We start from the raw sequence: 14,619 nt of genomic DNA on the forward strand, positions 1-14,619 counted from the left end.
TTTACCAATATTTAATTAATACATTGATACCTGCTATCAATACAAGAATAGCGGTCATTCTCTTTATAATCAAAGGATTCCACTTTAGTGACATTCTGGAACCTATTTGTCCACCTATAAATACAGCTAAGCACAGACTAAGAATCCTTATAAAATCTATTTCTGCCGGTAGTTTGGTTAATTGCCCCACAATTCCGGAGATGGAATTCACCAGTATAAAAACACTGGATGTAGCTGCAATTTTTCGTGGTGTATCCCATTTCATCAGGTTTAGTAGTGGAGAAAGGAAAATACCGCCACCAATACCTACCAGCCCAGATAAAAAGCCTATGCCGCCTCCTAAAAAGCTATTTCTGGCTACTGAGGACTTTGATTCTTCCGAAATAGTTTCTTCATTATTTGTCTCAGTTTTTATCCATAATAATACCGCAGCGATAATTAAAGTAACTCCCAGAATCAGAAAAAATGTTTCCTGACTAATCTTTAATACAGCACCTATATAAGCCATAGGAACGCTGACAAGAGTAATGGGCAAGATCTTGCGCCAATTAACCTGATTGTTTTTGATATAAATATACACTCCGCCAGTAACGACAATTATATTACAAATTAAGGCCGTTAAGCGCATTTCCTGATATGGCAGACTGTACATTGCCAGAACTGCGAGATAACTGGATCCGCCACCAAAGCCAACGGATGAATAAACAAATGCAATAACTAAGAAAAATAACAGAAGTTCCCAATGTCCCATAGGCTTTCCGGAGTATTAATTTTACTATTACAATAATACTGATTTTTGATACTAAACTGATTAACTGAATATAAAAGAATATATGATAGATTGTGAAAAGAATATCATGCATTGTTTATCATACCGAAATCTATAAACCCCATAGAGTTTATTGTTCATGAACTGAGGATAAGCTCTGTAGGTATGAATAGACATAGATAGATTATTATTTTTGCTTTGCACAAAAAAACACTCTCAGAAGAGAGTGTTCAATGCTTTTACAAAATGTATATTTAAATTATTTTTTCTTCTGAGATATGTCCTGTTATCAGGTCCACTGTTTTGAATGTATGAAGTAAAACTCTATTTTCAAAATAATCCGTTGCAAATCTTCCGCGGTACTGATATCCTTCAATTCGATTTACAATTTCTCCATTATTACATTCAATTACAAAATCAGACCCCCAGTCATTGGTTTTTACATCTACTGCTTCGACTGCAATATAATTATTATCATCCGTTATAAATATATCTGAGGAATCAATCCTACCAATATCACTAAAATCTTTGCTCCATTTAATTTTATAATTTCTGTCAAAACAATACAAAATATTAGCTTCTGAAATAACGTAAATATTTGAGAAATCAATAGAATATCTAATTCTGCAAATTTTTTCTTTTATTCCAAGTTTTTGAATTCCTGTTTTACCTGTTGCAAAATCAAATGTATAGCAAGTATCTTTTGCCTTTTCGCAAGGCATTATAAAACTATTATGTTCCAGATCCAGGTCTCCATTATAAAGTCTTAATTCTTTAGGAAGCTCCGCAATTATTTCATTTTTTAATAGGTCAAGACAGAATGTTTTCATTTTATGCGCAGTCACCAATAATTTGCTTCCCGCCATATCAAATGCTGTATCAAGAACAAAATATTTATGAGTATCAAGTAATACATTTTGGCTATTACGGTCCATTACTATCAAATCTGTTTTAGAATACCTTGTTTTTGTAGATGGATAGTTTGTGATTGCAATTTTACTTCCATCAGGTGAAATACTTTCAGGCTTCCACTCCGGATATGTTTTTAAATATATTCTTTCATGAGTATTAAAATCAAAAAGAAAGAGCCCTTCTTCATTATGGTTGTTTTTTTCAAAAAGTCCAATTCCGGCATTTCTATTTAATATCATTTTTTTATTTATATTGAAGGAATTTATAAGAATTATTCAAATATAGGTATATTGATAGACTTCTGAAATATTATCAGCTACCATAAATATTTTGATAAAATAAATAATCCGGCTAATAAAACAATCAACAAACAATACTTTATTATAAATTTGTCATAAGTATATCATAACCATGAAAATAGATCATTTCAAACCTTTTAACGGACAGCATTGTGAAACTACAGCAACAGGAACATTGCTGTATCAAATTGGTATCGAACTCTCCGAACCTATGCTGTTTGGGCTTGGTGAAGGACTTGGTTTTATCTATTGGAATATGAAAACCATGGATTTTCCGTTTATAGGAGGGCGTATTAAGCCTGACTGGCTTACGAAGAATATCACCAAAAATTTAAACCTTGAATTATCGGTTAAAGAAACTTCTTCAAAGCAGAAAGCATGGGAAGAAGTAAAAGAACATCTTGATAGCGGACAAGCGGTTGGACTAAAAATGGATTGTTATTATTTAACTTACTTCTCTAATCCTTTTCATTTTGCAGGACATTATGCTGCTATCTATGGTTATGATGATTATAATGCTTTTTTAGTCGATACAAAACAACAAGGCGGCCAGGTACAAACATCACTAGGAAGCCTTACTGAAGCACGGGCAGCAAAAGGACCTATGGCATCCAAAAACCTGTACTATACGATAAAATCAACAGGTAACAATTTCGATCTTAAGAAAGCTGTGTCAACTGCTATTAGGAATAATGCCACAGAGTATCTAAACCCGCCCATTACTAATATTTCTTACAAAGGTATTCTGAAAACAAGCACCGAAATTATTAAATGGTTTAATACAAGTGAGGACATCGAAAAAGAATTTGCATTGTCTGCTATGCTTATGGAGAAAGCAGGAACAGGTGGTGCTTTGTTCAGAAATCTATACCGGGATTTCCTGAAAGAAAGTTATGAGTTATTAAAACTTGATGTGTTAAAAACGGGTTATGAAGCCCTTGCAGAAATTGCAGAATTATGGACTTCAGTTTCACAATTATTTGAAAAAGTAAGTCAGACAAAAGACATTATATATATTCATCAGGCATCGGATATTCTGGAAACAATTGCAGATAAAGAAAAGAAAACAATGGAGTTACTGGTAACTGTATTTTAAGGATATTTTTAATTGATTAATTTTCAAACTTACTTTTCCAGAGTTGGTGTAAATTTTATATTCTTATTTTAATCGACTGCAATCTGCTTTACTACAAAATCCATTTGCCTGTCAAATCCAGTCTTCAAATCATTTGGTTCAATTTGCACTTCTATATCCGGCTTGATTCCTTTTGAATCGTATTGGAAATTTGGAGTTCTCATTTTATACTGAGAAGTTGGTATCCAAACCAATGTTTTAGAATAAGGCAGCACAAATGCCTGTCCGCCAGCGTTGCTGTAGTTGCTTCCCTGGGAATATTCTCCATAAAACTTTCCAATCTTATATTCCCGCATCAAAGCCAGTAAATGCCCCGTTGTTGAAAAGCATCCACCATTCATCAGAACTTCGATTTTTCCTTTATAATAATTGGGTTTATTTTGCTGCTTTTCAAACCACCAATAATCTGTAACATTGGTATCTGTATAACAATTCAAACCATTTTTACGCTTGGTTTCGGTTAAAACAATTTCCTCAATATTATTAGGATATTGAGCATAATGTTTCCATTGCTTTGTTGTATTATACTTAACTCCTACATAATCAAAGTAGTAATAAGATTTATTGGTTAAATATGAAAATAGATAGTTTGCAATATCAGCAGAACCACCTCCATTATCCCGCAAATCGATGATTAGATTTTCGGTTTTCAGACTATCAAGTCGGCTAAAGAAAACGTCTAATTTCTTTTCCGCAATTTTCCTGTCGGCTTCATTATAGCCATTTTCAAAAGAATGGAATTTTAGAATCGCCAGGTTGTCTGTCTTAAATTCGGTGGTTAATGGTTCAATATTTTCTTTAATCGCCTTTGTGTAAGTCTCATATGACACTCCATTTAAGCTAATTTTTTGCTTCTGTTTGTTTTGATCCAGATACTCGATTTCAAATTTATTAACCGGATTATAAATGAAATAGTAGAAGGGGAAATTTCTAAACCGCGCATTTAATCCTGTTTCATTTTGACCTTCAAGATGAACATATTTTTTGATTTCATTTACGATTGAGCTGATTTCTTTTCCATTTATTTTTAAAATTCTTAACCCTGCATAATCTTTATTTTCCGGTATTGATTTATTTAAATAATATTGATCTTTAATTTTATAAATACTGAAAGGGAAAACTACTCTGTCTTTCAATAAATTGCTGATCTGCGTTCTGTCAACTGTAGTATGTCCGTCTTTTATTTTTGCCATTAAAGTGGCTGTTAATCTGTAATAATCAACGATTGACAAATCTGTTTTGATTGAGTTTTTTAAATCTATATATGTTTTATCAAAGCTGGCTTTCGAACAAAACATAAACTGTCCGGGATGGATGGTATTGGTTAAATTATAAAGCTCTGAAAACTCAGCCTTTATACTATCTTTCTTTAAAGTTTTATCTAATAATAAATCTTTTTTTTGTGCGATGCAGAAATTACAAATCAGAATAGTAATCAGTAACGATCTCATTTGATAAGTTTGTTTTGAATTAAAAATGTCTTGATATCTTTTATCACTTCAGTTGGTCTTTCATCTTTCACACCATGCCAGGTATCCTTATAAATCTTATGGACAATGTATTCTTGATGGGCATTTGTGAGCGCAGTATTTTCATCCTTAAAATCGAACCAGTCATTTTTACTGACAGGGTCGAAAATGAGCATTGGCTTGTTTAGATTACGATAGATAATTTTAGGATTAAGCTGATGTGTTGACGCCCCAAAAGCTTTTTTCGCTGTAAATGGTGTATAAATAATAGCAATGTTTTCTTCCGCAGAATTTTCTCCAGTCAGTTCCTCTGCGCCGGGATTTATTTCGTACTTCCCGGCTTCATTTTTCTTAATCCTTGCATATGATGTGAAGATCTCCTTCTTCAGCTTTTCACCCTGCTTTCCTTTTATTCCCCAATTATTGTACATATACCAGTATGCATCAAACTCGGTATCAAATACCAATGTCTTTTTATTTTTATAATATTGTTTTGTTTCTGCAATATCTTTCTCAATATCTGAAGCTTTCACACCAAAATCCCAGGCTACTGAACCACCATCTTCCAGAATAAGCGCCTGAACCATCTCCGGATAAGCATTATAAAAAGCTGTACTTATACTTCCTCCTCTTGACCAACCACCAATAATTGCTTTTTTTATCTTCAATTTATCTAACAAAAATTTGATATTATCCGCTACATCATATATAGATACATCCTTTTGGGGGATTGAAGTAAATCCGTGCCCATAATAATCTATAGCTATAACATGTAAATTCAGCTGAACAAGCTGCTCTATGATTTCGTAAAGTTCATAAGCGTTGCTATATGTTCCGTGAATCCAAATAAGGGTAGGATTTTTAGTACTTCCCCATTCCAGATAATGCATTTTTGTATTGTTGGTTTGGATATACTTTCCATGCTGCTTTTCATATTGCTCAAATTCTGATTTATATTGTCTATAAAGATTAGATTGATTTATAGAATCCTTTTTGACAGAAGTTTGAGCTTGCAATAATCCCATAAACGGGCTGATGAGAAAAAAAAAAGTAAATATCTTTTTCATTTATATTAATATTTAAATGGCTGGACGCAAATATATTTATAATTCCCAATAAAGAGATATAGTATGATTAAATATTTATAACTAAAACAATAAACTGTTCTAATTATATATTCTAAAATTATTAGAAGATAAGATCAGTAAGGTATAATATTAATTATATTCTATTTTTGGTAAAAATGATTATTTTTGTTACATCAAATAATGAAAAAACATGAGGTATTTTAACTTATTTAACATTGCTATTTTGTTAGTATTAGCTTCTTGTGGAAGAAGCTATGATAATCCTGAAATTATTGATCCTCCAATAGTACAACCTCTTATATTGCCTGTTAAAATAACTATAAATAATGATGCAATATATAATGTCAGTTATGATGGGCAAAAAGTTAAGGAACTCACAGGTAATAAGGGAGGTAAAATACTTTTCACCTATGATGGGGAGCTGATTACTAATATTCAAAGCTATAATAACGAAAAGTTAATATCTGAATATAGCTATACTTATATCAACAACCGACTGATAAAAGAAAACCAGTACTATCCTGCATATGGAACTAAAACTTTCATTTATGAGTATTTAGACAATGCAAAAGTACAGATTTCACATTCTGAAACCTTCTCATCAAGAGACTATACAGTCAGTGGAATATATAATCTAACAAATGGTATGATAACCTCAGGAGCATCTACAGGAACAGGATACGAAAGTGGAATAAAAGCTGATTTTAAAGAAAATATTCAAGTAGCCTATATCACTAAGAATTTTCCTTTCAAAAATGTAAAAGGATTTGACAAACTAATAAATTATGACCTGAGTTTTATGGGCAAAGCTTTTGCTTCATATAGTAATATTGTCGAATATAGAAAAGACAACGGAGCTACTGGGAATATTTTCAAAATATATAAATCTACATTCAATTATAATACAATGGATTATCCCATTTCTGAAATACAAAAACCTTATAACATAGATGGTACTCCTTACCCACTTAATCCGATTGAGATTACTTATGAATACAATCATTAGATTTATTTTTTATAAAATTCTAAGTTTATTCAAATAGTAATAACTTATCACTGCAACTTTAAACTATTAATTGCAATAAAAATAGCTGAGGAATTGGCATTTAGATGAGTTAACTCATAACTAATTAACAATTAGCAACAAAAATCCCGACTTTAATGGTTGGAGTAAAACTATCCACAAAATCTTACAAATAATATGGAATCCATAGAAAATCAAGAATTCAAAATTCTAATTAATTCATTAAAGACTTCAATGCAAGAGTATAGAGTATATGGAATATGCTCATCCTGTATATTCACAAAATGAATTAGCACCAGAAAATAAAAAAAGGGACTTTATAAAAGTCCCTTTTTTTATCTATTTTCTTTTAAACTATTGATTAATAGAATTATTTGTAGCCCCATGAGGAATCGAACCTCAACCTAAAGAACCGGAATCTTTAATTCTATCCATTAAACTATGGGGCCTCCCTTATTCGGAGTGCAAAATAAGTACTTATTACGGGAATTTGCAATTATTTTCCTTAAAATTCCAGCTTGATTCCACCAAGTACCTGAGCACCCATTACTTTGTAGCCTAAATAGTTCTGATAAGATGTTCCGGTTAGGTTATTCCCCATTACAAAAACACTGATGTTCTTGTGTAATTTGTATTCTGCGGAAAGGTTAATATCTACATATCCTGAAACCTTTCTATCATTTACTTCAGTAGTTGTATACTGGTTATTGGTACCTAATGGCTGTACATCGAAAGCGTTTGCTTTTCTGTCAGTTACAAAAATACCTTTAAAACCAAGGTTCAACTTTTTGTTCAGCATAGAATACTTCGCCCCTAAAGTTGTTTGTACAACAGGCTTATAGAATGCATTGCTAAAGTTTTTCAGTGAGTAACTCATATATTTTAGCTCCCCTGTAAAGTTTAAGTTTTCCAATGGGAAATACTGAGCATTGATGGTAACTTCACTTAGATTTCCGTTATCATAAACAGTATTGAAAGTATTCAGATAATCGTATGCATTTCTTTGAACAGCAGGATCCGTAGAGAACAGGTTATTCGACTTGTAGAATAACATATCATTCAGTTTGCTATAACCTGCATTAATGTCATATTTAAAGTTCTGCTCGATATCACCCTTAATACCGAAATAAATATGGTATTTGGTCTCTGTAGGACGAAGCTGAAGATCTGATACCAGGAACGGATTGTCATGTAACAAATCTGTATAAGTATTTAGTTTAATACCACCATCTACCCCAGCGTAAAACTTAACTTCATCTTTTGGTGCAATTAAAATCTCAGCAGTCGGGAACCAGTAGAATTTATTATTTCTGGTTCTGTCTGTTGTTGCTGTCTGATATTTGGATGTGAGCGATGTAAAACGCGATCCGATTTTCAGATAGTGGTTTCCTTTAAAGAAAGTAACCTCAGGTGTAAAGTTCGCCACAAAATGAGTTGACTCATTTTTATTCAGAATATCAAATTGTGTATTTACCCCCTGTATTCCTACGCCTAAATCGGCATTCATTGTAATACCATCAGAAGAACTGATCTTAAGATCGTGTTTTGCAAAGTTTACCAATGCGTCATAGAAATTTTCTTTAGCATTGAAATGGTCTTTGGTAAATGCTGTTTTTACACGGATATCATTCAGATAATTATTAGCATAAAAGTCATAATAAGCATTTACACCAAATTTTGTAAAGTTTTGCTTAAGATCTGCATTGTTAGCAGGCTGTATTACATCCTGGTAATTCCCGTAGTAGTTGTAGTTATTTAGCTCGATACCTGCATCTACATTCAGCTTCCCTACTTCACCATATGAATTTAAAAATACATTTGCTTCAGTATTCTGTTGTTTAGAATCCCAATTATAGTACTTCTTTAATCCACTGGTAGAGATATGGTGAACATCTGCACCAACCTCCAGATTAGGTTGTATTTCTCCGGAAACATTTCCGTCTACCAAAAACTTACCATAATTACCATATCCCAACTGGAAATAGTTACGGTTATAACCTGTATTGAATTTAGGAGAAATATCTTCCCCTTTGATAGTAGAAGTTTTAAAATCCGAAATCAAAGGAATATTGGTTACCTGATATTTCAGAGAGTCCTTCCCTTTTGGCGGGAAGTTTTTTTCTGTAGGAACAGAAGTTTTCTTTTTCTCAATTTTCTTTACTTCAGGCTCACGCTTACGATTAAGAACCAATTTTTCTTCTTTAATCTGTGCATGGGCAGTTTGTACTCCTGCTACTCCTAAAACACCGATAACTGCTATATATTGAATATGTTTTTTCATTCGTATATTTTTATTTTCCGCATTTAGCGGATCATCGCTGCATTAATTTAAAAACTTACTTTTTGATTTGAGATTTCACCTGTTTAGCTTCTGTTAGCACATCCGGGAAATCTTTATAATTAGCAATAATCTGATCTACTGTATAAGATGCCTGATATTTATCTCCTAATGCAAGATAATTTTTAGCCATTAATACCAGGGATTTAGCTCCCCAGTACTCTTCTGAAGCATAATTATTGGAAAGCTTAAAGATCGTCTCGTTAGAAGACTTAAACGCTTTTCCTTTGTTCTGATAATAAGCTTTTGCATATAGCGCCTCTGCAGCAACCTCTGGATTAGCAGATTTTTCAAGAGCGGTATAAGCTTTTTTAGCCTCAGTATCATTACCACGCTTCATAGAACTTCTGGCTTTGATAATCTGAGCCTGCTCTTTTACTGATGGAGAATTTTTAGTATTGGCTAAAACCTGATCTGCATATTTTTCTGCCTGGCTGAAGTCTTCAGCATCTACAGCAATCTTCATCATTTCTGTAACAGCATAGTTCTTGATACCGGCATTGGATGAATTCACAAGATTTTGAAGGTACTTCTTCGCTTCGGCAGGATTGTTTTGTGCAATGTACAATTGAGCCAATCTTACCTGTGCATCTTCCTGATATTCGTTTTGAGTATTTGCTACTTCATTAAGAACGACAACAGCTTTTGTATTATTCTTAGTCTGGTAGTAGCTTTCTCCTAATTCGTATTGGGCCTGATACAGCTTTTCACCTGTTGGACGCTGAGTCAGATATTTTTCGTAATAAGTAATAGCTCCTTTGTAGTCTTTATTAGCATAAAGTTTCTGTGCTGTAGAAAGATTAATCTCATCCAGCTCACCACTGCTTATTTTAACACCAAGAGATGAAGCAAAACTTTGGTAGCCTGCCGTATCTCCATTTTTAAGATATACAGTCTTAGCTGCAGCTACTATCTTGTCTGCATAAGCTGTCCCTTTGTAAGTATTTCCTAAATTCTTAAATTCTGCAATAGCTTTGTCTGCCTGTCCCAGATCTGCATAGTTCTGCGCTCTATAGATAGAAGCATTTGCAACTAGATCCTTATCCGGAGAAGTTTTAATTACCTGATTGAAGTAATCGTTGGCTTCAGCATATCTTTCATCTGATGCATAAGCTACACCGATTTCATACTGAGCGTCGTCCGTATACTCACTATTTTTATAAGTGGAGATAAGTTTCTTCAGAGCAGCAATTTTAGCTTCAGAATCCCCTTTAAATCCTAAAGACATTGCCTTCTGGAATTGGGTATAATCTGTACCATCTGCATTTTGATCATAGATAGCAATAGCATCATTCAGCTCATTATTTGCATAATGTGTATCCGCTAAACGAAGCTCGGCATCGTTTTTAAACTCAGTTTTAGGATTTTGCAGATATAACTTAAAGTATTTCTGTGCATCCTCAAACTTTTTGTTCTTAAAATATGCATAAGCCAGATCGTATGGCAATTGTTGCTTTTCTTCGAAGTTTACACCAGAGTTATATAGCTTCTGCAAAGTTTCTGTTGCTGAACCATAATCTCCCATTTGGTATTGACTCTGTCCCATCCAGTATTGTGCACGGGCATTGAAGTCTTTGTTGTAGTTGTACTTCAGTGAATATTCAAAAAGCGTTTCAGCTTCAGTAAAGTTTCCTTTATTAAATTCTTCAGTGCCTAACAGGAAAGCTGCTTCCTGCTCAATTTTAGCGGTTTCTGCAGATTGGCTTCCCAATTTTTTAATTGCAGAAAGTGTTTCTTTATAGTTACCGGAATACAGGTAAGACTTTACCAAAAGACCTTTCATCTCCTGAGAATTTCCTGCATTCGGATATTTAGCTAAATAATTCTGAATAACCTGAGAATTGGATTCAAAAGGATTACCGATATCATAACCCAGTTTAGCATATTGCTCATAAGCCAATTGTTGAACTCTGGAATCATAGTTCATTTGTGAAGCCGAGCGGAATGCTGATAACGCCTCACGTTTCTTTCCTACTTCCAGATATGCATTTCCTAATTGGTAATATGCATTTTGTGCTAAAGCAGACTGAGAGCTGATTAGCTGATTGTAATAGCTAACTGCTTCATCATAACGCTTCATCTGTGCCGCTACGAATCCCATTTCGTAAAGATCACTTTCTGAAGGAACACTTTTGCTGTTCAGGTAAGTTTTCAGATAAGGATATGCAGCAGCATAATCCTTTTTCATAAAGTAAGACTCTCCAATAATCTTATTTACTTCTGCAGTATAGTCTTTAGAAATATTCTCATTAAGTAATGATTTTCCTTCTTCTATAGCTTTGTCATAATTCTTCTGGTTGAAATATAACTGTACATAGTAAGGGCGGATGGTTTGTGCATACTTCGGATTATCCTTTATAGTATCGAAATACTGGAATGCTTTTTCAGTATTGCCTTCAGCATATTGTAAATGCCCAAGCATATAGGCTACATCCTTTTTACCATCATCATTAGCATTGGCATAAGCTTCATCCAATGCCTCGATAGCTCCCTTAGTATCACCTGTCATAAATTTGGCATAACCCAACTTCAGGATATACTGTGTATTTTCCTCTTTGCTCAGGTTATACTGATTTACTTTCTTCAGGCTTTCCAAAGCTTTTGGAAAATCCTTTTTTGCCAGATAATAATCTGCTAAAGGACCATTCGCCAATGCAAAATAAGCACTCTTCGGATACTTTTTTGTAAAAGCTTCCAACCCTTCTTCAGAATGATTCTGATTCAGAATTACGCCTATAATATTATCATAGAAAAGGGATGCCTCTTTCTTGGCTCCCTCTGGATTCTGATAAAAATATTGGCGTGCAAATTCGTATTGTGATGCTTTATAGATTTTATTCTGATAAAGCTTCTCTGCTAAGGATGTTCTGTACTCTTCTCTATTCTTAAAGAAGGCCGATTGTTGGGCGAATGCAGGAGTTACTGCACCAAAAAGCCCGGCGTAAATGAGAATGTTTTTAGGACTCATTAATAAAAAGTAGGTGTTAAACGTCTTTTTCTACAACGATAAACCAATAAGATTTATTGTAGTAATGGTATATTTCGGGTAAAAGTACTAAAAACTTAGTGATTGCCATAAACCGCAGCTGTTAAAAAAAGCATAAATTACCCTGTTTAAAATACCTTTGAAAGAAATGTATTTCTGAATGTATCTGTGAAAAAGCAATAAAATTTAGTTTCGTTAAAGTGTATTAATCAATTATATTACAAATAAATATGAGCTTTTATAAATAATTTTACTTTAAACAACTTATTTCAGTAAACTACTGATAAAACTATACTATATCATAAAACTAACGTCACTTGAAACTTTATTTCAGCCATACATTTCAAGTTTTCACAATTTAATTTAATTTTATTTAAAATAGCATCGCTTTCCTGCCCTTGATTTCCAGATATTTTCTTTTCGGGAATTAACATTATGTTAATTTTTATTAAAGCTTTATTATATTTTATTTTACTTTTGTGCTTCTCAACTATAAAGTCCAACTTATGAAGCAACTTTTCAGAAGGAAAAATATAATTGACCTAGCGTCGAAAAAAGATAATGAAGATTCATCTGGTCTAAAAAGAATCCTTAGTGTAAGGGACTTAACGTTTTTCGGGATTGCAGCTATTATTGGTGCTGGAATATTCAGCACCATAGGTAGAGCCTCTTATGATGGTGGTCCTGCAGTAAGCTTACTATTTCTAATGGTTGCAGTAGCCTGTATTTTTACAGCGCTGTGTTATGCACAATTCTCATCTATGATTCCTGTAAGTGGAAGTGCTTATACTTATGCTTATGCTTCTCTGGGCGAAATTTTTGCATGGGTTATTGGATGGGCACTTATTCTGGAATATGCTGTATCTAATATGGTAGTAGCTATTTCCTGGTCCGAATATTTCACCTCCATGCTTCAGGGCTTTGGTATAAAATGGCCCGATTGGCTGGCAATAGATGCAGGTTCTGCATCACGTGCTTACGAGCAGGTTTTACATGCTAAAGTCGGAGAACACCTGCCAGGTAATATTATTGCTGCAGCTAAAACATATGAAACAGCTCCTGTTATTGGAAATTTACATATCCTTTTCGATTTGCCTGCAGGTTTAATTACTGTATTAATTACTGCATTGGTGTTTGTAGGGATTAAAGAATCCAAAAATGTAAGCAATGGTCTTGTAATCCTAAAACTAGGTATTATTGCTTTAGTTATAGTTGCAGGTGCTTTCTTTGTAAAGCCTGAAAACTGGTCTCCTTTTGCTCCAAATGGTGTAGGCGGAATTCTAAAAGGTGTAGCCGCTGTTTTCTTTGCCTTTATTGGTTTCGACTCCATATCCACCACTGCCGAAGAATGTAAAAATCCACAGCGCGATATGCCAAGAGCGATGATTTATTCACTGGTAGTTTGTACTGTTTTATATATCATTATCTCTCTTGTGCTTACAGGAATGGTGAACTATAAAGAATTACGTGTAGATGATCCGTTGGCCTTTGTCTTCGGAAAAGTAGGAATGAATTTTATTGCAGGTGTAATCTCTGTAAGTGCCGTTATCGCAATTACCAGTGCTTTGCTTGTATACCAGATCGGACAGCCAAGAATATGGATGACAATGAGCCGTGATGGCCTTTTAGGAAAGAAATTCGGAAAGATTCACCCTAAATATAAAACACCTAGCTACTCTACTATTATCACTGGTATTCTGGTTGGGCTTCCGGCGATGTTTCTGGATATGCAGTTTGTGGTAGATTTAACCAGTGTAGGTACATTCTTTGCCTTTATTATGGTATGTTCCGGAATTCTATATCTGGATTATAAAGGATACAGCAAAACGGCTAAATTCAAGATACCATACATTAACGGGAAATATCTGATAGGAATCTTATTGATAGCAACAGGTATCATTGTATATAATAAGTTTGGCATTGCACAGATTAAAGAATCTATTGCCGAGAAACCTTTGCTTGTTATTTTCATAGCTGTTTGGGCGGGTCTTGCTATAGCTGCTCTTAAATACAAATTTTCATTAATCCCTATACTTGGTATTTTATTCAATCTTTATCTGATGACAGAGCTTGGTTTATCTAACTGGACAATGTTCCTGATCTGGCTGGCAATAGGATTGGTAATCTACTTTACTTACGGATATAAAAACAGTAAACTGAATAAAAAATATGAGCAGTTGGTTTAACTACAGATTTCATGATGAAGAAGGAAATGTTGTATTCCTTCGGGGTAAAGAAAACATCGATGAACATATTGTTTCGGAAAAATATTCTCAACGTTTGGAGATTGCCTATCGCTTTAAAGGAAATGAAAAAACAAATCTACCAGACGAAACTATACTGGGTAAACTGGATAATCTTGAGCATAAATTTGAAAAGGAATTTGCCAAGGAAGGCAAAGCTATTTTAGCCCTATCCTTTACCGGTAAAAACAGAAGAGTGTGGTATGTATATACGTCTGATGTTCATAGTGCAATTTTAGCCATCAATATGGCTGCTAATGTAGAAACAGAGCTGGATATCATACATGATACAGATGAGAATTGGGAGTTTTATAAAAATTTTTATTCAAAAAAATAACAGAAAGTATTTTTTATAT

General features: G+C 33.6%; 10 protein-coding genes and 1 tRNA gene. 4 read left to right on the forward strand and 7 right to left on the reverse strand.

Annotation, left to right across the window (positions count from 1 at the left end):
• Window position 1 precedes the first annotated feature (1 nt).
• Window positions 2-751 (reverse strand): sulfite exporter TauE/SafE family protein, encoded by a 750-nt coding sequence (locus tag BAZ10_RS03255; protein WP_078770825.1) that lies wholly within the window; start codon window positions 749-751, stop codon window positions 2-4.
• 272 nt (window positions 752-1,023) lie between these two features.
• Window positions 1,024-1,920 carry a hypothetical protein gene (locus tag BAZ10_RS03260; protein ID WP_078770826.1) on the reverse strand — a complete coding sequence of 299 codons (897 nt, stop codon included), beginning with the start codon at window positions 1,918-1,920 and terminating at the stop codon, window positions 1,024-1,026.
• A gap of 172 nt (window positions 1,921-2,092) precedes the next feature.
• On the opposite strand from BAZ10_RS03260, the gene BAZ10_RS03265 reads away from it, so the two are divergent.
• Window positions 2,093-3,076, forward strand: coding sequence for a BtrH N-terminal domain-containing protein (locus tag BAZ10_RS03265; protein ID WP_078770827.1), 984 nt, complete (start codon window positions 2,093-2,095; stop codon window positions 3,074-3,076).
• Between the two features lie 68 nt (window positions 3,077-3,144).
• On the opposite strand, the gene BAZ10_RS03270 is transcribed toward BAZ10_RS03265, so the two are convergent.
• Window positions 3,145-4,566 (reverse strand): S41 family peptidase, encoded by a 1,422-nt coding sequence (locus tag BAZ10_RS03270; protein WP_078770828.1) that lies wholly within the window; start codon window positions 4,564-4,566, stop codon window positions 3,145-3,147.
• A complete protein-coding gene (locus tag BAZ10_RS03275; RefSeq protein ID WP_078770829.1) occupies window positions 4,563-5,651 on the reverse strand; it encodes an alpha/beta fold hydrolase in 1,089 nt (362 codons plus the stop codon). The genes BAZ10_RS03270 and BAZ10_RS03275 overlap by 4 nt, the downstream gene beginning before the upstream one ends.
• 211 nt (window positions 5,652-5,862) lie before the next feature.
• On the opposite strand from BAZ10_RS03275, the gene BAZ10_RS03280 reads away from it, so the two are divergent.
• Window positions 5,863-6,678, forward strand: a complete 816-nt coding sequence (locus BAZ10_RS03280) for a hypothetical protein (protein WP_078770830.1) — start codon at window positions 5,863-5,865, stop codon at window positions 6,676-6,678.
• Between the two features lie 395 nt (window positions 6,679-7,073).
• Here the strand turns inward: BAZ10_RS03280 and BAZ10_RS03285 are convergent.
• From BAZ10_RS03285 to BAZ10_RS03295, 3 genes are all read right to left on the reverse strand, one after another.
• A tRNA-Arg gene (locus BAZ10_RS03285) sits at window positions 7,074-7,145 on the reverse strand.
• 56 nt (window positions 7,146-7,201) lie between these two features.
• Window positions 7,202-8,977 carry a porin family protein gene (locus BAZ10_RS03290; protein ID WP_078770831.1) on the reverse strand — a complete coding sequence of 592 codons (1,776 nt, stop codon included), beginning with the start codon at window positions 8,975-8,977 and terminating at the stop codon, window positions 7,202-7,204.
• A 55-nt stretch (window positions 8,978-9,032) separates the two neighbouring features.
• A complete protein-coding gene (locus tag BAZ10_RS03295) occupies window positions 9,033-12,002 on the reverse strand; it encodes a tetratricopeptide repeat protein (protein WP_078770832.1) in 2,970 nt (989 codons plus the stop codon).
• A gap of 524 nt (window positions 12,003-12,526) precedes the next feature.
• Here BAZ10_RS03295 and BAZ10_RS03305 point away from each other — a divergent pair.
• Window positions 12,527-14,206: an amino acid permease gene (locus BAZ10_RS03305; RefSeq protein WP_078770834.1), complete on the forward strand. Its 1,680-nt coding sequence runs from the start codon at window positions 12,527-12,529 to the stop codon at window positions 14,204-14,206.
• A complete protein-coding gene (locus BAZ10_RS03310) occupies window positions 14,190-14,600 on the forward strand; it encodes a DUF695 domain-containing protein (protein WP_078770835.1) in 411 nt (136 codons plus the stop codon). The genes BAZ10_RS03305 and BAZ10_RS03310 overlap by 17 nt, the downstream gene beginning before the upstream one ends.
• The last annotated feature ends 19 nt before the right edge of the window (window positions 14,601-14,619 follow it).

Origin of the sequence: Elizabethkingia occulta (assembly GCF_002023715.1) — a bacterium.
Lineage (GTDB): Bacteria > Bacteroidota > Bacteroidia > Flavobacteriales > Weeksellaceae > Elizabethkingia > Elizabethkingia occulta.